General features: G+C 63.9%; 17 protein-coding genes. 8 read left to right on the top strand and 9 right to left on the bottom strand.

Annotated features, from left to right (window positions below; genetic code table 11):
- Nucleotides 1-2 precede the first annotated feature (2 nt).
- The gene (locus F600_RS0105915) at nucleotides 3-1,298 is read right to left on the bottom strand and encodes an FAD-binding oxidoreductase (RefSeq protein WP_081628747.1); all 1,296 of its coding nucleotides are present in this window, start codon (nucleotides 1,296-1,298) and stop codon (nucleotides 3-5) included.
- Nucleotides 1,299-2,228: 930 nt separating this feature from the next.
- Here F600_RS0105915 and F600_RS0105905 point away from each other — a divergent pair.
- Complete coding sequence (locus F600_RS0105905; RefSeq protein WP_018159667.1) at nucleotides 2,229-2,612, top strand: hypothetical protein; 384 nt, start codon at nucleotides 2,229-2,231, stop codon at nucleotides 2,610-2,612.
- Nucleotides 2,606-5,668: a TIR domain-containing protein gene (locus tag F600_RS0105900; protein ID WP_018159666.1), complete on the top strand. Its 3,063-nt coding sequence runs from the start codon at nucleotides 2,606-2,608 to the stop codon at nucleotides 5,666-5,668. The genes F600_RS0105905 and F600_RS0105900 overlap by 7 nt, the downstream gene beginning before the upstream one ends.
- 6 nt (nucleotides 5,669-5,674) lie before the next feature.
- On the opposite strand, the gene F600_RS0105895 is transcribed toward F600_RS0105900, so the two are convergent.
- The 3 genes from F600_RS0105895 to F600_RS0105885 are packed head-to-tail and all read right to left on the bottom strand — an operon-like array spanning nucleotide 5,675 to nucleotide 7,556.
- A complete protein-coding gene (locus tag F600_RS0105895) occupies nucleotides 5,675-6,310 on the bottom strand; it encodes a Type 1 glutamine amidotransferase-like domain-containing protein (RefSeq protein WP_018159665.1) in 636 nt (211 codons plus the stop codon).
- Entirely contained in the window at nucleotides 6,310-7,119 is an 810-nt protein-coding gene (locus F600_RS0105890; protein ID WP_018159664.1) for a maleylpyruvate isomerase family mycothiol-dependent enzyme, read from the bottom strand. The genes F600_RS0105895 and F600_RS0105890 overlap by 1 nt, the downstream gene beginning before the upstream one ends.
- Nucleotides 7,116-7,556, bottom strand: a complete 441-nt coding sequence (locus F600_RS0105885; RefSeq protein WP_018159663.1) for an HIT family protein — start codon at nucleotides 7,554-7,556, stop codon at nucleotides 7,116-7,118. The genes F600_RS0105890 and F600_RS0105885 overlap by 4 nt, the downstream gene beginning before the upstream one ends.
- Nucleotides 7,557-7,673: 117 nt before the next feature.
- On the opposite strand from F600_RS0105885, the gene F600_RS0105880 reads away from it, so the two are divergent.
- The 3 genes from F600_RS0105880 to F600_RS0105870 are packed head-to-tail and all read left to right on the top strand — an operon-like array spanning nucleotide 7,674 to nucleotide 10,451.
- Entirely contained in the window at nucleotides 7,674-8,771 is a 1,098-nt protein-coding gene (locus tag F600_RS0105880; protein ID WP_026306216.1) for an NAD(P) transhydrogenase subunit alpha, read from the top strand.
- Nucleotides 8,764-9,060 carry an NAD(P) transhydrogenase subunit alpha part 2 gene (locus F600_RS0105875; RefSeq protein WP_018159661.1) on the top strand — a complete coding sequence of 99 codons (297 nt, stop codon included), beginning with the start codon at nucleotides 8,764-8,766 and terminating at the stop codon, nucleotides 9,058-9,060. The genes F600_RS0105880 and F600_RS0105875 overlap by 8 nt, the downstream gene beginning before the upstream one ends.
- Nucleotides 9,060-10,451 (top strand): NAD(P)(+) transhydrogenase (Re/Si-specific) subunit beta, encoded by a 1,392-nt coding sequence (locus F600_RS0105870; RefSeq protein WP_018159660.1) that lies wholly within the window; start codon nucleotides 9,060-9,062, stop codon nucleotides 10,449-10,451. Before F600_RS0105875 ends, F600_RS0105870 begins: the two co-directional genes overlap by 1 nt.
- Before the next feature lie 83 nt (nucleotides 10,452-10,534).
- On the opposite strand, the gene F600_RS0105865 is transcribed toward F600_RS0105870, so the two are convergent.
- The 5 genes from F600_RS0105865 to F600_RS0105845 form a co-directional block, all read right to left on the bottom strand.
- On the bottom strand, nucleotides 10,535-11,599 hold the full coding sequence (locus F600_RS0105865) for a dihydrolipoamide acetyltransferase family protein (RefSeq protein ID WP_018159659.1): 1,065 nt from the start codon (nucleotides 11,597-11,599) through the stop codon (nucleotides 10,535-10,537).
- A complete protein-coding gene (locus F600_RS0105860; protein WP_018159658.1) occupies nucleotides 11,596-12,573 on the bottom strand; it encodes an alpha-ketoacid dehydrogenase subunit beta in 978 nt (325 codons plus the stop codon). The genes F600_RS0105865 and F600_RS0105860 overlap by 4 nt, the downstream gene beginning before the upstream one ends.
- Nucleotides 12,570-13,658 carry a pyruvate dehydrogenase (acetyl-transferring) E1 component subunit alpha gene (pdhA, locus tag F600_RS0105855; protein ID WP_018159657.1) on the bottom strand — a complete coding sequence of 363 codons (1,089 nt, stop codon included), beginning with the start codon at nucleotides 13,656-13,658 and terminating at the stop codon, nucleotides 12,570-12,572. Before pdhA ends, F600_RS0105860 begins: the two co-directional genes overlap by 4 nt.
- Before the next feature lie 75 nt (nucleotides 13,659-13,733).
- Complete coding sequence (locus F600_RS0105850) at nucleotides 13,734-14,402, bottom strand: HNH endonuclease family protein (RefSeq protein ID WP_018159656.1); 669 nt, start codon at nucleotides 14,400-14,402, stop codon at nucleotides 13,734-13,736.
- Nucleotides 14,399-15,301, bottom strand: coding sequence for a hypothetical protein (locus F600_RS0105845; protein WP_018159655.1), 903 nt, complete (start codon nucleotides 15,299-15,301; stop codon nucleotides 14,399-14,401). Before F600_RS0105845 ends, F600_RS0105850 begins: the two co-directional genes overlap by 4 nt.
- Before the next feature lie 120 nt (nucleotides 15,302-15,421).
- Here F600_RS0105845 and F600_RS0105840 point away from each other — a divergent pair, with 120 nt between their 5' ends.
- The 3 genes from F600_RS0105840 to F600_RS0105830 are packed head-to-tail and all read left to right on the top strand — an operon-like array spanning nucleotide 15,422 to nucleotide 19,473.
- A complete protein-coding gene (locus F600_RS0105840; protein WP_018159654.1) occupies nucleotides 15,422-15,901 on the top strand; it encodes a GNAT family N-acetyltransferase in 480 nt (159 codons plus the stop codon).
- A gap of 39 nt (nucleotides 15,902-15,940) precedes the next feature.
- A complete protein-coding gene (locus F600_RS0105835; protein ID WP_018159653.1) occupies nucleotides 15,941-18,724 on the top strand; it encodes a DEAD/DEAH box helicase in 2,784 nt (927 codons plus the stop codon).
- Nucleotides 18,721-19,473, top strand: coding sequence for an SWIM zinc finger family protein (locus F600_RS0105830; protein ID WP_018159652.1), 753 nt, complete (start codon nucleotides 18,721-18,723; stop codon nucleotides 19,471-19,473). The genes F600_RS0105835 and F600_RS0105830 overlap by 4 nt, the downstream gene beginning before the upstream one ends.
- Nucleotides 19,474-19,492 lie beyond the last annotated feature (19 nt).

The raw sequence follows: 19,492 nt of genomic DNA, 5'->3' as shown, positions 1-19,492 counted from the left end.
CGCTAAACCACCGAGCCCGGGTTCAAAATCCCTTGCGGATCGAGCGCGTTCTTGATGCGTCGGGTTAAGTCCATGACGTCTTCGCCGAGCTGGTTCGGCAACCACGCCTTCTTCAAGCGGCCGACACCGTGCTCGCCGGTGATCGTGCCCCCGAGTCCGATCGCGAGATCCATGATCGCGCCGAACGCGAGGTGCGCGCGCTCGACCTCAGCCGCATTGGTCTCGTCGAACACGATCATCGGGTGCGTGTTGCCGTCGCCGGCGTGGGCCACCGTGGCGACCCGGACGTTGTGGTCGAGTCCGATCTTCTCCACGCCGACCACGAGATCTCCGAGTTTCGGGATCGCAACTCCGACATCTTCGAACAGGACGTAGCCCTTCTTGCCCATCGCGTGGAACGCGGACCGGCGTGCCGCCGTGAACGCTTCACCCTCGTCCGGGTCGTCGGTGACGAAGACTTCCGTGGCATTCCGGTTCCGGAAGATCTCGGCCATCGTCTCGGCTTCGACCGCGGCGTAATCGCCGGGAGCGTCGGAGCGAGCGACGAGCATCGCCTCGGCGGTTCGGTCGAGATCCATCCGCATGTCGTCCTCGACCGCGTTGATCGTCGCCTTGTCCATGAACTCGAGCATCGACGGCCGCATCTTCATGGTGATGTCGAGGACGGCCTGGCAGGCGTCGGCGAGGCTGCCGAACGTCGCGACGACCGTGGCCTGCACAAGCTGTGCAGGGATCAGTCGGACGGTGATCTCCGTGACGATGCCGAGCGTTCCCTCGCTGCCGACGAAAAGCTTCGTCAACGACAGTCCCGCCGAGTCCTTGAGGTGGGGACCGCCGAGACGGACCGCGCGCCCGTCGGCGAGGACGACGACGAGACCGAGGATGTAGTCCGTGGTGACGCCGTACTTCACGCAGCACAGCCCGCCCGCGTTCGTGGCCACGTTGCCGCCGATGCTGCAGATTTCGAACGACGACGGGTCCGGCGGGTACCAGAGTCCGTGCGCGGCCACCGCCTTCTTGACCTCTGCGTTGAGCAGGCCCGGCTGTGCGACCGCGGTGCGTGTGATCGGGTCGACGGTGATCTCGCGCATGCGCTCGGTCGAGATCACGATCCCGCCGTTGACCGCAGTGGCACCGCCGGAGACGCCGGTACCGGCGCCGCGCGGCACGATGGGGGTGTTCGTCGCGGCGGCCCAGCGGACGGCCGCCTGGACGTGCTCGGTCGTCAGTGGCCGGACGACTGCTAGCGGAACTCCGGCACCGGGGATCTTCGCCCAGTCTTGGCGGTACCCCTCCATGATCGATGGGTCGGTGATCACAGACCCGTCGGGCAACTGGGCAATCAGATCGCTGAGGCTCACGCGATTACCGTACTTCCTGTGAGTCCAAGCCCGATTGCCCTCTTGGGCCGGATTCAACGATTTCCCGAAAGTCAATCGATCCCGGCTCTTTCATAATCGTGTGGGATGGGCGAGGACGGAATCCCGACAGCTGTGGCGATCCGCTGCTCGGGTGCGTGTGTTGGTAGTCGCCGTCGCTGTCGCGCTTACCGCGTGTTCGCATGGAGGGCCACCCCCGAAGCCAGGCTTCGGGGTCGTCATCGACCAGACCGGTTGGTTGGTGGCCACCGCCGAGAAGACGACCCGGCTTCCGTCTTTTCAGGGAAATGACTACGTCCACGTTGGGTGGAACCACATCGGTTGGGCGGAAGTCTCCCCAGGCAAGATGGCGTTGATCGGGAATGAGACTCTAGCGCTGGTTACAGCGGAAGGTGAACAAAAGGCCACCGACTGCGCGTTCTGCTCATCTGTCGGAGCGTATGGAGAGCACCTGTTCGCGACCCGGGCGAACGGAGGCGCAGCACTTGGATTCGACATAGTTGAGTTCGACGATCAACTTCGCGAGATCGCCTCCACATCGATGCAGCGCTTCGCCGGACCGTCCAATGGCCTTCCAAATGAGGATCTGTCGGCTCCGAAGGTCATTCGAATCTCGGAAGACGACGTTGTGGTGGCCTACGTCGCGAGCAACGGTACCGCGCGCGGTGGGCCTGACGTCATAGCTAAATACTCTCGTGCGGGCGCACTGCTCGATCATGTTGTCGTTGACGGGCGAACCACGCTACAGACTGTGTCCCCGAACAGGCAGTACGTCGCGCTCGCGGCCTACGGGTCCGCAGCCATGCGTGCTATTCGCACGCATGGCTGCGGGTTTTCGATCTCGCGGCAATGCGAGAACTCAACACCAAACCTGACCTGCCGCCAGCCGACACGGCCGCCAAGAAGTCGTGGTTCTACCTCAACCAACTGCGCTGGCGTGGGGACACCGTGATTGCTCGTGGCGAACTCCACGCGTCCGTCCCGAAAGGCTGTGACCACGACCCCGCCATCTGGGAGCGTGACTACGACGTAGCGTCACAGCACTTCTCTGATCGCAAAGTCAGTGGGGCTGATCCGTTCGACCTCATCGGTCCAACCTGCGATGACCGGCTCGGGCAAGGCACTGGGGTCAAGAGCATGCCTCCGGTGATCCAGTATTCGAAGAACGGTAGCCGCGTCATTGCGCAGTCGGGCCACATTGTGACCGCGACCGCCGGAGGACTCGAATGTTGAACGGTGCTGGCGACCGGCAGTACCGATATGACGCGTTCATTTCCTACCGAACCACGACCTCCGCCAAAGCGGCGAAGCAGTTGCAGCGGGCACTTGTTTCTTTGTCGAAGCGCCACGGTACCGACAGGCGGATTGCGCTGTTCCTCGACATTCAATCGCTGATCGCCGGAGAACTCGAGGCGGAGATCAAGTCCGCACTCGAGAGTTCGCGTTCACTGATCGTCCTCCTCGCGACCGGTACCAAGGAGTCGCCGTGGGTGGACAAAGAAATCGAATACTGGCTTGGACACGGCGGCGACCTGAGTCGCTTCTTTCTCGTTCGCCACGATCCGCGCGTCAATTTGGAATGGAACGAAGTCGATCAGAACTTCGCGTTTCCGGAAGGACTGCCGACATCTCTGTCGGGGCTTTTTCCGGCCGAGCAGAAGTGGTTGGAGCTCAAGGTTTCTCTCGCCGGGTCCGATGAGACGGCTCTCGTTGGACTCTATGCGCCGATCGCGGGTGCCAAGCCCGAGGATTTGCTGCTCGCGGAGGCGGACTTCCAGCAGCGTCGACGACGGCGGACCCGTCTGGTGGCGATGGCGCTTGCCATCCTTCTCGTCGTAGCGGTCGCCTCGGGCGGCGCCGCCGTCGTGAACTGGCGACGTGCCAACTCCGAGGCAACGCAGGCTCGGGCCGATGCGAACGCGGCGCAGGCGCTTCTCGCTACCCAAGGATCGAGTTCGCTCGCCATTCGAAAGGTTCTGGAGGCTGCGGATCTGTCGTCGAGTGCAAGTGTCCGGGCTGCACTCCTCGCTGTTTCCGATGCCGCATCGACCCTCATCCATGCGTTCGACTTTCCGAGAGACGAGGCGGGGTATTCCGCCAGGAACGTGAAGTTTTCACCGGATCATCGGCATTTGCTCGCGTGGGGTTCGTCGGCATCGCAGAAAGACTCCTTCCTCGCAGTCTGGGGAGTCGAGTCCGGGAAAAGGGAATACTCATTTCGAATTTCCGGCGGCGTGATCGGCGATATCGTGCCGATTTCGCCGACGCAGGCCGTCGCGTGTCGCTCTGACTCAACGCCCGTAGTGATCACCTTCAACACATCCGACGTGCATGAACTTCAAGGACGAACGACATCGTGTCGGGTCGCAGCCTCCACCAACGGCGCCGTCGCGTTCGCCGGCGGCACGGATACCGCGTACGTCCTGGATAGCCACGGCGACATCACCAGGATCGCCGGGGCAACGAGTTTGGCAGCCCGGCCAGGTACGGATGTCACAGTGCTCGCGGGCCCTGGCGGAATCTGGCTGATCACACCGAGCGGAACGGAGCGGGTCTATTCGCAACCAACGGATTCGGCCTTTGCGGTGGACTGGCAGAAGAGGTGGTTTGTCCGAAGAGACAGTCAAACGTGGGTTTTCGGTGTGCCGGGCCTTGGGCGCTATGCCGTGAGCGAGGTCGCGGCTGACTCCGCCGCGGTCGACAGTGTTCCGCAGATCGACGCAAGTGGGTTCACCGGGGCAATCGGTGAGGTGAACTCCGCAGGTGAGGTCCGGATCGTGGGTACCCCCGGCTTTGCACAAGCCGCGACGGACGCATTTGTGGGTCCATATAACCGCACACGAATCCAGCCGATGTCTGATGGCTCGTTCGTCGTGGTTTGGCGCAACATGGCGACGATCGTGTGGCCGCCCGGTGTGGTTGCCAATCAAACGCTGGTCGGTGGTCTTGCCCAAGACTCCTGGAGAACCCTGCAGTCCGGTTGGCGGCACGTTCCGACCAATCCCGACGATGACGCGGTCATCGGTCCGTGCGGCGAGTGGCGGGCAGTATTCCTCCGAAACTGGACTTTTCCCGAGAAACGTTCGCTCGTGACGTTCGACGGTTCGACCGACGTGAATGGCTTTCTGGCTGCGGGTACCGATTGTGGTGTCGTGAATGCGGACGGGGCGATCGCATTTTCGGACGTCGGGAAACGAGTCGTCATACGCGGAGGTTCGGGCGCTGATGCGGTCGACATCAGCGTCGATGAGTCGCTCGTTGCAGTCCTTCAGAGCGATCTGCCGATCGAGGTGTTATCGACAAGTCCGGGGGCAAGCCGCCCTTGGACCACGCGAATGTACGGAAACCAGGAATACGTCACCGCACTCGGCGAACGTCGCATTGTCGCTGACTACGAACGCACCGAATCGATCGACCGCGATGGGAAGATCGCGAACTGGGGCCGCGGAAAGCTTGGCGACATCCGCGCCGTACATCCAGCGGGCAGCGAAGTTCTGCGGGACGTGACCGGAGAAACCCGTGGGTACTTCCTCGACCAGACGGGAAAGACGACGCCGGCGGCAGCCGAGTGCGCACTTGGGGACGTGAAGTACGTGCCGTCCCCGGGCTTTGAGAGTTCACGTAGGGCTGCCGAAACGGCAATTGCGGTTTCCGAGTCGAATGGGGTCGACTGCCGTACCGGGCGTCCGATCGGACCGACTCGAGGCGCGCAGATCCTCGAGTACGGAATTGGGCATGACTTCGGGCGCATCATGTGGAGGCGGGAGCCCGACTCATCTGATGGTTCGGCGTTGATGGTCACCACCTGGGGCCGCGCCGGACCTGGGGACGACGTGACTTCTCGGCCACTCCCGGACGCCATAGGAGGCTCAAACGTCGCAGTCGCTGTATCTGGGGATCGCGCGGCCGGGCTGCCAGCGGGGGACCATTTGGTGCGGGTGTTCGGTACCGCAGGAATGCAGTGGCACAGCGAGGCAACGTTGACGACCCAGCTGCAAGACGTTTCGGGAATAGCGCTAGCCGATCAAGGCTCGCTCCTCGTGATCTACGCGAAGGACGGCACCTTCGAATTGTTCGACGTTGCGACTGGGCGACTGGTAATGGCAAATCGGACGCCGGTCATTCAAGCTGCCGATTTTCGCTCGATTCAGACCTATGAATCGAGCGGCTACCTCGTCGTCATCTTGGAATCCACATCCAAGCGAAATGATTTGGAGATCCCGATTTCGGTCGACCTGTTGGTCAACCACCTGTGTCAGATCTACCGGGCACCAGAGTGTGGGCCGTAGCGCCCGTCAGAACACCTCTGCGCTGCCGTCGTCGACGATGATGGCTTGGTCGTCGCGCAGGGTCTGGTGGGGAACGCCGAGTCGCTGCAGTTCAGAAACCACTTTCGAACCCGTCTGACCGAGCTCGGGGGAGTCCCAATGCGGCACGATCGCATGATCGACGAGTCCGAGCCCCGTCCAGATCGGATCAATCCCGCACGTCGGTAGCACCTCGTCGACCGGGTCTTCGATCTCTAATCCGTGCAGAGTCGGAGTCATGAGGCACGCGCCGGCGCTGTAGCCCGCGTAGACGAACGAGTCCGTCCTCAGTAGTTCCGGCACGACGACATCCGCACCACAGCGCCCGAATTGAGCCCGCAGGACGAAGGTGTTGCCGCCACGCACCCACAGCACGTCGGTGGTTTCGAGTCGCTTCCGCAGTGCATTCGTCGCGCCGACGAACTGACGAAGGTCCAGTTCCTCGACCTGAAATCCGAGCTTCTGCAGCGGAACCACATCGCTGGTGACCGCCGACGCTCGTGCCGACGCCGGCCAGGAATCGCACGCGTTCGCCACCACGAGCGCTCGTCGACCGCCGCCGACGAGCTCGAGGAATCGATCCTGATGAGCCCCGAACCGATACGACGACAGGAACAGGCGCATCAGATCGTGAAGGCCAGATTCTCGGCGATCCGTCGGCCGACTTCGACATCTCCGTCGATCTGGACCGCATCGAGCTGCGCAGCCGGGTCGACGCGACCGCCGCACAGTCGCACGAAGAGCAAGGAGTCCAACGTCAGCGATGTCGTCGCGGGCCCGGACAGCGATTCGACCACCGCCGCACGACCCGCGACCTCGACGTTGATCGTCTGCTCGAGACCGCCGGTGAGGTGAATGGCGATGCGCGAACCTTCGGGGGCCTTACCGCGCTTGCCGATCGCGAACCCGAGGCTGCCCGGTATTTCCCTGAACGCGACCTGTGCACGGTGCCCGGTCGAGGGACCGGGCAGAGTCAGCGCGTCCCGGATGTCGATTTCGTGCATCCAGCAGTCGAAGACGCGAACACGCATGAACCGCGCGTAGGTCGTCTGTCCAACCGGTGATGGGGTCTCGGCCTGCCACTGGTCCGCGGTCATGCCGCGCAACGCGGCTTCCCGGCGCGTGATGACGTCCCGGAAAATCGTGCGCATCTCCTGCGGCGACCGCGTGCGGAGTGCGGAGACCCAGCGCTCGTTGAATTCGCCGACCGGGTTCCTGATGTGCTCGCCACGTTCGGACGGGCTTTCCGGTGGCGTCTCACCGAGAAGGAAGGACTCGGTTCCGATGACGTGGCTCGCAATGTCCTGCACGGTCCAACCGGGCAGGTTCGACGGCTGACTCCACTGTTCGTCACTCAGCGAGTCGAGAAGCGTGGCGAGGGCATTCCACTGCTCGATGAGAGCTTCTTGAATTTCGTCATGCGGGAGAGTCACTGCGCGTCCTCTGCGTTGAGTCGTTGAATGCCTTCGCGAATGTGCGCGGCCACCTGCTCGCGGCCCCGCGGCCGTCGGGTCACGAACCCGATGCCGAATTGCACGATGTCGCGATGCTTGCGGGGGACGACGTGCAAATGCGTATGGTGCACGGTCTGGAAAGCCGCGCGACCGTCGTTGATGAGGAGGTTCGCACCGTCTGAACCGAGTTCGGAACGGCGCAGCGCCCGGGCGAGCAGATGCCCGACGCGGAACACATCGGCGGCGAGGTCGGGATCGAGGTGATCCAGGGTTGCCGAGTGCGTCTTCGGGATAACCAGAGTGTGGCCGGCGACGATCGGTCGAATGTCGAGGAAGGCGAGAACCAGGTCGTCCTCGTAGACCACGATCGCGGGTGCTTCACCGGTAACGATCTTGCAGAAGATGCATCCGTCCACGGCCTCAGACTAGGGGAGACGCGCGGGGGTCGGGCGTTTTGGAGCCACTGACCCTCACGTAGTCTCAGCCTCGAAAGACCGGGCACGAGAGGCCCGAGAAGCGCAGGAGACGTACGCGTGACCAACCAGGCTTCACCCCGCCCGACCATCGGAGTCGTTCGCGAGACGACTCCAGGTGAAATGCGGGTAGCACTTGTCCCCAAGGCCGTCGAGGCCTTGACCGGGCGCGCAGATGTCATTGTCGAGACTGCAGCGGGGGCGGGAGCGCGCTTCGCCGACGACGAATACACGCACGTCGGAGCCACGATCGGCGACCCCTGGCGAGCAGACGTCGTTCTCACGATCGCGCCGCCGTCGCCGGACGAGATCAGGCGCTTCAGGCCCGGGCAGACCATCGTCGGCATGCTGAATCCGAGGGGCAACCCGGAGATCATCGACGTTCTGAAGGCCCGCGGGGTGCAGGCGTTCGCGCTGGAGGCGCTGCCCCGCACATCGCGCGCCCAGACCATGGATGCGCTGTCGTCGCAGGCGAATGTCGCCGGATACAAGGCTGTCGTTCTCGCCGCGTGGGAGTCGACCCGGTTCTTCCCGATGCTCACCACAGCTGCCGGAACCGTGAAGCCAGCATCAGTTCTCGTGCTGGGTGTCGGTGTCGCGGGATTGCAGGCACTGGCCACCGCCAAGCGACTCGGCGGACGAACCACGGGCTACGACGTGCGGCCCGAGGTCGCGGAGCAGGTTCGGTCAGTCGGAGCCCAGTGGCTCGACGTCGGAATCTCCGCTGCAGGTGACGGCGGCTATGCCCGTGCTCTGACCGACGAGGAGAAGGCCCAGCAGCAGGCTGCACTCGAAGCCGCGGTCAAAGCCTCCGACATCGTCATCACGACGGCTCTCGTCCCCGGGAGACCCGCGCCCGTGCTGGTGACGAAGAACGCCGTCCGCTACATGCGTCCCGGCAGCGTCATCATCGACCTCGCGGGGGAGACCGGCGGCAACTGTGAATGGTCGGTGCCAGGTCAGACTATCGACAAGTTCGGCGTCACGATCGCTGCGCCGCTGAACCTGCCGGCGTCGATGCCGGAGCACGCCAGCGACCTGTACTCCAAGAACATCTTGTCGTTCCTCGAGCTCATTCTGAAGGACGGCGAGATCGCGCCCGATTTCAACGACGACATCGTTGCCGCTTCGTGCATCACCGGGGGACTTCATGGATAAGACGCTTCTTGCCAACCTCGCGATCCTGGTGCTGTCCGGTTTCGTCGGATTCGCCGTCATCTCCAAGGTGCCGAACACCCTGCACACGCCGCTGATGTCGGGCACCAACGCGATTCACGGAATCGTCGTGTTGGGTGCGCTGGTGGTGCTGGGCAAGGTGCAGCACCCGTCGATCCTGGTTCAACTCGTGCTGTTCGTCGCCGTCGTGTTCGGAACCCTGAACGTCATCGGCGGCTTCGTCGTGACGGACCGGATGCTCGGGATGTTCAAGTCGAAGGACCGCAAGTGATGACGATCGACAACGCGATCAACCTCGCGTACATCGTGGCGTTTGCGCTGTTCATCTACGGGCTCATGGGCCTGACCGGGCCGAAGACCGCAGTGCGTGGCAACAAGATCGCGGCCGCCGGCATGGCGATCGCCGTCGTGGCGACCCTTGTGTCGATCCGCGACACCGGCAACTGGTTCCTCATCGCAGCGGGAATCGCGGTCGGTGTACTGCTCGGAATTCCGCCCGCCAAGTACACGAAGATGACGGCGATGCCGCAGCTCGTGGCGCTTTTCAACGGTGTCGGCGGTGGCACCGTCGCGCTCATCGCATGGGCTGAATTCAACGGTTCGCATGGCTTCCGCGGGGAGCCGGTCTACGTCGTCGCCGGCTCGCTGTTCGGTGCGATTGTCGGATCGGTGTCGTTCTGGGGATCGCTCATCGCCTTCGGAAAGCTGCAGGAGTCGATTCCTGGTCGGCCGATCGGAATCGGCCGATTGCAGCAGCCGCTGAACATCGCCCTGCTGATCGCGTCCGTGGCCCTCGCGATCTGCATCGGAATCAGCGACGGCGGATCGTCGTACCTCATGCTCGCGATCCTGTGCTTCGCGGCGGCCTTGGGGCTCATGGTCGTGCTGCCGATCGGCGGCGCGGACATGCCCGTCGTCATCTCGCTGCTCAACGCCTTGACCGGACTGTCCGCCGCGGCCGCCGGACTGGCGCTCAACAACACGGCGATGATCGTGGCCGGCATGATCGTCGGTGCGTCCGGTTCGATTCTGACCAACCTCATGGCGAAGGCGATGAACCGTTCGATCCTCGCGATCGTGGCGGGCGGATTCGGTGGGACGGTCACTGCTTCGGCGATTTCGGAGCATGGCCCGGTCAAAGCGACCTCCGCAGCCGATGCGGCCATCCAGATGGCGTACGCAAATCAGGTCATCGTCGTTCCGGGCTACGGCATGGCGGTTGCCCAAGCGCAGCACGCCGTCAAAGACATGGCCTCGCTCCTGGAATCGAAGGGTGTGCCCGTCGTTTACGCGATCCACCCGGTCGCGGGCCGCATGCCCGGCCACATGAACGTCCTGCTCGCCGAAGCCGAGGTGTCGTACGACGCTCTCAAGGAGATGGACGACATCAACGGCGAATTCGCCCGCACCGACGTCACTCTCGTGATCGGCGCGAACGATGTCACGAACCCGGCTGCGCGTAATGACCCGTCGAGCCCGATCCACGGCATGCCGATCCTCAACGTCGATCAGTCGCGGTCGGTCATCGTGCTCAAGCGGTCGATGAACAGCGGTTTCGCGGGGGTCGAGAACCCATTGTTCTTCGCGCCGCAGACGTCGATGTTGTTTGGCGACGCGAAGAAGTCGGTCGGCGCGGTCATCGAGGAACTCAAGGCCCTCTGAGTTGCCGGTCCGCCGGCGTTGCGGTCAGGCGATGGTGACGACCTGACCGGCGTTGATGACGTCCGGGTTGTGTTGCCCCCCGCCTAGCCGAGGAGGGGCAGCGGGTCCGACAGTGCGTCGCCGAGAGCAGCCAGGAACTTGGATCCTTGTTCGCCGTCAACCAGGCGATGGTCGAACGACAAGGCAAGCGTCGTCACCCAGCGGGGCACCACCTGATCGTCGACAACCCACGGCCGCTTGGCGACCTTGCCGAGAGCGAGGATCGCGGCCTCTCCGGGATTGAGCATTGGGGTTCCGGTGTCGACTCCGAAGACTCCGATATTGGTGATCGTGAAGGTGCTTCCGCGCAGATCGCTCGGTTGTGCTTGGCCGGACCGTGCGACGCTGGTGACGGTCTCGATCGCCTGACACATCTCGCGGAGTCGGAACTTCGCGGCATCCCGGATGACGGGAACCAAGAGGCCCCGCGGACTTGCCGTGGCAATTCCCAGATGAGTCGTCGTGTACTGGATGATCTCGTCATCCGCCCATCGCGAGTTGATCGCGGGGTGCTCCGGCATCAACAGACAGCACAGCCGACTGATGATTCCCAGAGCGGTCACCCGGACGCCCTCATAGTGCGGCGAGGCCCGTAGATGGGCGATGAGGTCGGCGGACGCCGTGCAGTCGACCGTCAAGAACTCGGTGACGTACGGGATGTTCGCACTCGCCGTCATCGCCTCCGCGGTCGCGCGGCGGACCCCGACGACCGGCATGCGTACGTCCTCGACGGTGATGGGCCGGTCGGTCTGGACGGCCGACAGATCGACGCCGAGTTCGCGTGCGAGCTTGCGCGCTGCCGGCTTCGCATCCGGACGTCGTCGGGTCGACTCCTCCTTCTTCGGCCCGGTTCCGACGAGCATCTTCTCGTCCGTCTCGAACGTCAGGAGGGGTGCTCCGACGAGCACGGTCTCGCCGGGCTTGGCGATCAGCTCAGCTACGGTTCCCGCGACGGGTGATGGCAACTCGACGAGCGCCTTCGCCGTCTCGACCTCGGCGATGACCTGGTTGAGCACGACCGCGTCTCCCACGGCGACTTTCCATTCGACGAGGTCGGCGTCGGTGAGTCCTTCTCCGAGGTCAGGTAGGCGAAACTCCTGCGTTGTCATGCCGCGAGGGCGCGGTCGACGGCGGCGAGAATCCGGTCCGGACTCGGCAGGAAGTTCATCTCCAGCCGGGATGCCGGATAGGGGGTGTCGAAACCTCCGACTCGGAGCACGGGTGCCTCCAATTGGTAGAAGCAGCGTTCGGCAATGCGGGCAGCGATCTCGGCGCCGAGCCCCGCGAACACGGGAGCCTCGTGCACCACGATGAGTCGGCCGGTCTTGCGGACCGACGACTCGAGGGTGTCGAAATCGATCGGGGACAGGGATCGTAGGTCGACGACCTCGAGTGACCGTCCCTCGGACTCGGCGGTGTCGGCGGCGGCCATCGCGGTTGCGACCATCGGTCCGTACGCGGCGATCGTCGCATCAGTGCCGGTCCGCAGGACGCGGGCGCGGTCCAGCGGGAACCCGAGCGGGTGCTCGAGGTCGACGTTGGCCTTGTCCCAGTACCGGCGCTTCGGCTCGAAGAAGATGACCGGATCGTCGAGCGCGATTGCCTGCTGAATCATCGAGTAGGCGTCGACCGGGTTGCTCGGAGTCATTACCCGGAGGCCGGCGGTGTGCGCGAAATACGCCTCGGGCGATTCCGAATGGTGTTCGACCGCGCCGATTCCGCCGCCGAAGGGGATGCGGATCGTCAGCGGTACCTTCACCCGCCCTTGGGTGCGGTAGTGGATCTTCGCGACCTGCGAAACGATCTGGTCGAACGCGGGGTACACGAATCCATCGAATTGGATCTCGCAGACCGGACGGTAGCCGCGCATCGCGAGACCGAACGCGGTGCCGACGATTCCCGACTCGGCGAGGGGAGTGTCGATGACGCGGTTGTTGCCGAAGTCCTTCTGGAGTGTGTCGGTCACGCGGAAGACGCCGCCGAGCGTGCCGACGTCTTCGCCCATGATGAGCACCTTCGGGTCGTTCTCCAATGCCTTGCGGAGTCCGGCGTTGAGGGCGGCGGCGAACGTCATGATGGTCATGACGCCACCTCCTCGCCGTCCGCGAGGTACCGAGCGTATTCAGCCTTTTCTTCCTCCAGGAACGCATGTGGCGTGGAGTAGACATGGTCGAACATGGTCAGCGGGGCAGGGGTCTCGAGAGCGATCGTGGCCGCGCGGAGATCGGCGGCGATCGAGTCGGCCTTCGCCTGGATTCGCGACTCGAACTCAGTGTCGAAGAGACCCTCGTTTTCGAGTAGCCGGCGCACTCGCAGGATCGGATCGCGGGCCTTCCACACTTCGAGCTCAGCCTGCGTCCGATAGCGGGTCGGATCGTCGGAGGTGGTGTGTGGCCCCATGCGGTAGGTCAGGGCTTCGATGTAGAACGGACCGTTGCCTTCGCGGACGTGCTGCACAGCCATCCGGGTCACGGCGAGGACGGCGAGAACGTCGTTTCCGTCAACCTGGATGCTCGGAATGCCGTACCCGGTCGCGCGTTGTGCCAGCGGCGTCGAGCTCTGCGTCGTCACGGGAACGCTGATTGCCCATTGGTTGTTCTGACAGAAGAACACCAACGGAACCGACCAGGTACTCGCGAAAACCATTGCCTCGGCCATGTCGCCCTGGCTGGTGGCGCCGTCGCCGAAGTAGGCAATCACGGCGATGTCAGCACCATCGAGGTGCGCACCGTATGCATATCCGGTCGCGTGCAATCCCTGAGAGCCGACCACGATGCCCGGATTGGTGATGTTGAACTCGTAGGGGTCCCAGTTCGACAACGTGGCGCCTCGCCACATCGGCAGGATGTCCGACGGTGGAACGCCGCGGCAGTACGCGACGCCGGTCTCGCGGTAGCTCTGGAAGACGAAGTCGTCGCGTTCGAGAGCGTGTGCCGATCCGACCTGCGCGGCTTCCTGCCCGAGCAGAGGCACCCATAGCGACAATTCGCCCTGGCGCTGAAGCGCGGTGGCTTCGGAATCGATTCGTCTGACAACGACGAGATCTTCATACAGTTGACGCAGTTGCGTCGGCCCGATATCGCTGACCATCTTGCTGTACTCGCGATTGAGTACGCGTCGCCCATCGGGCTGGATCAGCTGAACGGGATAAGTGCTTTTGACACTCATCACCCCTCCTTGTTGAGCAGCATGTGTCGCTGTACTAAATAGAATGCGCCGAAAAGTCGGAACCGGCCACCATGATCAACAATTGCGTGAAACACGCTGCACTGCTTGATAGTCCGCGGCAGTAACCGGTAGGTCGTAGCGAATTGAAGCGGCCAGATATTTGGTGACATAAAAGCATCTGTAGGCAGGTTCCGGGAGCCATTCGCCCGGTGTCGAGTCGCCTTTCGATTGGTTCTCGTCTCCGCGCACCGCCAGAAGGTTCGCCTCGAGGTCGTTGGCGAACCGCATCCTCTTGTCGAGAGTCCACTGCGCAGCGCCCAAATCCCACGCCGCCGCGAGCGGAATGACGTGATCGATCTGCACGTCGCCGGAGCGAGACCGATCGAATGCAACCTCCTCACCCGAGTACGGGTCGTGCAGGATTCCGCTGAGAACGACGCAATCATGGGTACCGGGTTTGAACGCGACGCTCGTCAACTGTGCGGCGAGGACGTTGTTCCGGGTGTCGCAGCCATCGTGACCGCCGGGCGCATCGGTGTCGTCGGACCAGGCTGGGCCGAAGACACATCCGTCGCCGACTTTGCAGCTGCGTTCGTAGCCGGGAACCTCGGGCCGGTGATCGACGACGCGAACCGCCGACAGCAGCCTCTCGATCTCGCTGCGCGGCGGACTGCCCGGTGCCGGCGGGACTGCAGCACAACCCGCCAGCACCAAGGCAGTACAGACGATCGCGAGTCGGGTCATGCGGTCTTGCTGACCGGCGCAAAGAGCCGCACGAGTTCCGACGCTGATGACGCGCTCACCTCGCCAGTGACCAGTGCGCCAAGTGCGGCCAACATCCGTTCGTCGAACCGCAGCGGGTGCTCCTTGGATTCACTGCCGGCGACGAGGTAGGCATGCTCGGCGATACAACGCTTGCCGGCAAAGAACGCCGCGACTCCCGCCGCCACAACAGCTTCGATTCGGGCGTCCTCGGATAGGTCCTTGGCGGCCGCAGCGAATATTTCCATGGCGCGGGCGGGATTGATATCGATCGCTCGAATCGCTTCGTCACGGCTGTGTTCGGAGTAGATCAGCAAGCCGCCGGTGCGCGAGTGGTCGTGGAACGACCGCCCCGCGGAAATGCTGCGGGTGAATCGTTCGAGCGGCGTCTCGATCGACTTGAACTTGGTCGGCTTCGTAAAGCTCCACTTGTCCCGGCTAAAAGTCTCCGAGAACGTACAGAACTCCCAGTGTCCGAGGAATCGGTTGCCAGCATGGATCGCCGCCGACCGGTCAATCCGCCCGCTCGTGCCGCTGATGTACTCCGTCCAGCTGCCGGACTGCAGCGAATCGACCCCGATGAGCATTTGCGGGTGCTCGACGTAGAAGCCTGCTGCGCCTCTAAGCACAGCCATCGGCCGATTGGAGACGGCAACGAGGACCGTCGATGTTGCTGCCGCGCGGAGGTGAGCCTCCTGCGCGCAGTCTCGCAGGGTGTCGTCAGATGCATGAGCCGGCACGCTGGCGACTCCGGCGAGTTGGCCGTTCGAATGCAGCAGCAGCGAGAACAGGGTGTCGTGTGGACCTGAGTCGTAGGCGTCCGCGTACATCAGTCGGAGTCCGCTGACTACGTCCGACGGGTTCGGAAAGGTGTTTTGCATCGAAGGTCCCTTCTCCGGAGGTGTGTGCCGCCGAGTTCGTGGCGACGCGGTCGATCATGGACCGCCCCTCGGACAAGTCCCGGCGGCGAGCGGCCCGAGAAGTCCGGTAGAACGTCAGATATGTCCCACGATGTGCGCCCAGCGCAGATGTCCGATGTTCCGGCGATCGTCGAACTGATTCACGATTTGGCGAGCTACGAACGCTTGGCATCGGAATGCACGGTCACGCCGGCGCAGATGGAAACTGCACTATTTGGGAAATCTCCGAAAGTTTTCGCCCAGGTGGCTACTGAGGCTGGTGAGGTCGTCGGAATCGCTGTCTGGTTCTTGAGTTTCAGCACGTGGGACGGGGTTCACGGCCTGTATCTCGAAGACTTGTATGTGCGACCCGAGAACCGTGGTGCCGGCCACGGACTCCGGTTGCTCGCCGCACTCGCGAAGGAATGCGTCGAGAACGGGTACACGCGGCTGGGCTGGTCGGTGCTCGACTGGAATGCGCCGTCGATTGCGTTCTACGAATCGATCGGTGCAGCGGCGCAGAGCGAATGGACCGGATACCGGCTTTCCGGGCCGGCTCTGACGGCGCTCGCGGGACTCTGACTGCACAACCTGTCGTAGGGCAGTGATTGGATAGTCGGCATGTTGCACGGGTACTGGTCGATCGGACGGGGACTCTTGCTCTGGCAAGACGACCTCGAGCCGGCGCCGACCGGCGCCCTCGGGGAACTTGCCCGGATGCAGAAGTTCCGCCACTCGATCGCCGTCAAGGTCCCTGGCGAGCTGGCGTCACCCCGCTCGGCCTACGCTTCGTCGCCGGATCGTGCGGCCCGCCTGCTCCTCACCGCAGGCGACGATGTCGGCCTCGCCGGCGACCTGCGGTACCTGCGTCACGTGGCGAGGGGAATCGAGGTGTGGGTGCGCGCGGGCCGCATCGTGCCGGATATCTATCGCGCCGAAGGGGAGTGGTGGGCCCGCTGGTGTCTGGTCGGTGGAGCCGCCCAGCGTGCGTGGCTTGCCGAGCTCGCGGCCGCGATGCCTGCCGTCCAACATGCCGAGGGCACTCCGCACGACGTCCTCGCGGACATCTGCCGCGAGCTGACGGGCCCCATCGCGGCGTCGATCATCGGTGCACCGCGCACCGAATATCCGCTGGCGACGGCTCTGGTCACCGGAGATCCGATCCCCCTGGCAACCCATCAGATGGGCACTGTGCTTCAACAGTGGCGGGAGACGCTGCGCGCTGGCGAACCCGAACTCGTGCTTCGCCTGGGGGAACCAGACGACGACAGTCCCGCGGAGATCGACGCGCTGTGGCGACTCGAGGTGTGCCTTCGTTCCGAGGGCGAGGCTCCGAAGGCAGTGCAGATTCGCGGCGGCGATCCGAAGCTGCTGCAGATCGCGATCCGCAAGCTCGGCGACGCGATGTCGGTCTATCCGCGACTTCGGGACGTGCCGGCCGACCAGTACACGCTCGATCTCCTGCTTCCGACTCCGGTGGTCATCGACCTCGTGGCACATGGTGCCGAAGCACTTCGCGCACACGGCTTCGAGCTGCTCCTTCCGCGGGCGTGGCGCGTGGAGTCGCCGACGTTGCGCGTCAAGGTGAGCTCGTCGCCGACGGTCGCGGTCGAGGGGTCCGCGGTCGGGATGAACGAGCTCGTCGACTACGACTGGGAGCTCGCGCTCGGCGACACCGTACTGACCCACGAGGAGATGATCCAGCTCGCCAAAGCGAAGTCCGATCTCGTCCGCCTTCGCGGAAGCTGGGTCCAGGCCGACCATCGAGTAGTCCACCAGGCCCTCCGGTATCTGGTGTCCCAGGCCGAGGAGCAACCGACACTCGGCACACTCATCGGCACGCTGGCCGGGCACGCGCCGCCGCCCGTTCCGGTCGAGGAGATCCAGGCGACCGGCTGGGTCGCGGGACTGCTCGATGCCCGGCAGAATCCGGAGCCGGTCCCCATTCCGTCGACCTTGAAAGCGACGCTGCGTCCGTATCAGGAGCGCGGTCTGAACTGGCTGGCCTTCATGGACCGCCATTCGCTCGGTGCCGTGCTGGCGGACGACATGGGTCTCGGAAAGACCGTGCAGGTGTTGTCACTGCTGGCGCACGAGCGGGAGGAACGCCGCCCGCTGCCGACGCTCCTCGTGTGCCCGATGTCGGTCGTCGGCAACTGGCAGCGTGAGGCTGCGAAATTCGTGCCCGGCCTGCAGGTTCTCGTCCACCACGGCGCCGGCCGGCACAGTGGCGACGCCTTCGCTGATGCAGCCGCGAAGGCGGATCTGGTCATCACGACCTACGCGTTGCTCGCCCGCGATATCGCGCATCTCAAGGAATCGCGATGGGAGCGAATCGTTCTCGACGAGGCGCAATACGTCAAAAACGCATCGACTGGTCAGGCCAAAGCGGCGCGATCGATTCCGGCGCGCCACCGCCTCGCGATGACCGGAACCCCGGTCGAGAACCGACTCGAAGAGCTTCGATCGCTGCTCGACTTCGTGAATCCCAAGATGCTGGGGTCGGCGCAGTCGTTCCGCGCGCGGTTCGCTGTCCCGATCGAGCGCGAGAAGGACGAACTCGCCGCAGCACGTCTGCGGATGGTGACAGGACCGTTCGTGCTCCGGCGTGTGAAAACCGATCCGACGATCATCTCGGACCTGCCCGAGAAGGTCGAGATGACGATCCACGCCAACCTCACCAGCGAGCAGGCCACGTTGTACCAGGCAATCGTCGACGACATGCTCCGCCAGATCGAACAGTCTGAAGGCATGGGACGTAAGGGTGCGGTGCTGGCGACACTGTCGAAGTTGAAGCAGGTGTGCAATCACCCGGCGCACTTCCTCGGCGACGGATCGGGCGTCATGCGTCGCGGTCACCATCGGTCCGGAAAGTTGGCGCTCGTCGAGGACGTTCTCGATTCGGTGCTTGCCGACGGGGAGAAGGCTTTGCTGTTCACGCAGTTCAAGGAATTCGGCGACCTCGTGGCGCCCTATCTCGCCGAGCGATTCGGGATCGAGATCCCGTTCCTTCACGGTGGAGTCAGCAAGTCGCGGCGCGACGACATGGTCGAGCGCTTTCAAGGTCCGGACGGTCCGCCGATCATGTTGCTGTCGCTCAAGGCCGGCGGCACCGGACTCAACCTCACGGCGGCGAATCACGTCGTTCACCTCGATCGATGGTGGAATCCCGCGGTCGAGAACCAGGCGACCGACCGGGCCTTCCGGATCGGGCAGCGCAAGAACGTCCAGGTGCGGAAGTTGGTGTGCGTCGGCACGGTTGAGGAGCGCATCGACGCGATGCTCGAATCCAAGAAGGAACTCGCGGACCTCGTGGTCGGAACCGGAGAAGGTTGGGTGACTGAGCTCGGCAACGAAGAGTTGCGTGAACTTCTTCGACTTGACCGCGATGCGGTGGCGGAATGACTGGCTCCTGGCAGCAGTACGGTCCTCGCCGAAGCGTCCGCGGCGGCGTCGAAGCGAAATCCCGATCGGGCAAGTTCGGCCGGTCATGGTGGGGCCGAACGCTCGTCGATACCGTCGAGCGGCTCGCCGAAAAGGGACGGATGAGTCGCGGCCGTAGCTATGCCCGTACCGGCCAAGTGATCGACTTCCAGGTGTCGGCCGGCGAAGTCGTCGCGGAAGTGCAAGGCAGCCAGAACGATCCGTTCATCGCCCGGTTCCTGGTTCGGCCGCTGGAAGACCATGAGATAGCCACGCTCGCGTCGACAGTCCGGGAATCGCCCGGCATGCTGGCCGAGATCGTCTCCGGTTCTCTGCCCGAGGAACTCGGCTCGGCATTGTTGCCGGATTCGGGTTCCGACCTGGACTTCGACTGTTCCTGCCCAGACATGGGTTACCCGTGCAAACACGTTGCGGCAGCGATCTATCTGCTCGCGGAGCACCTCGACACGAATCCGGTCGCGATGCTGACGCTTCGCGGCGTCGACATCGACGCGCTCATCGCGGGAGTGGAGAACGCGGTCGCCGCGACCGACGACCCCTACGGCGATCGCATCGTTCTTCCGACGTTGCCGACTCCGTCGTATGTGCCCGCACCCGCAGATCTCGATCCGGCGCTCCTTCGCCGGGCGCTACGTGTGGTCAGCCCCGACGAGAGGGCTGTCGCCGCTGGCGCCGAAGAACTTCGGTTGCTCTACGCTCGACTCCAATAGCCGAACGGCTGCCTCCGCG

This window comes from Smaragdicoccus niigatensis DSM 44881 = NBRC 103563 (assembly GCF_000380645.1).
Taxonomy (GTDB): domain Bacteria; phylum Actinomycetota; class Actinomycetes; order Mycobacteriales; family Mycobacteriaceae; genus Smaragdicoccus; species Smaragdicoccus niigatensis.
This window is presented reverse-complemented; position numbering and strand designations above follow the sequence as displayed.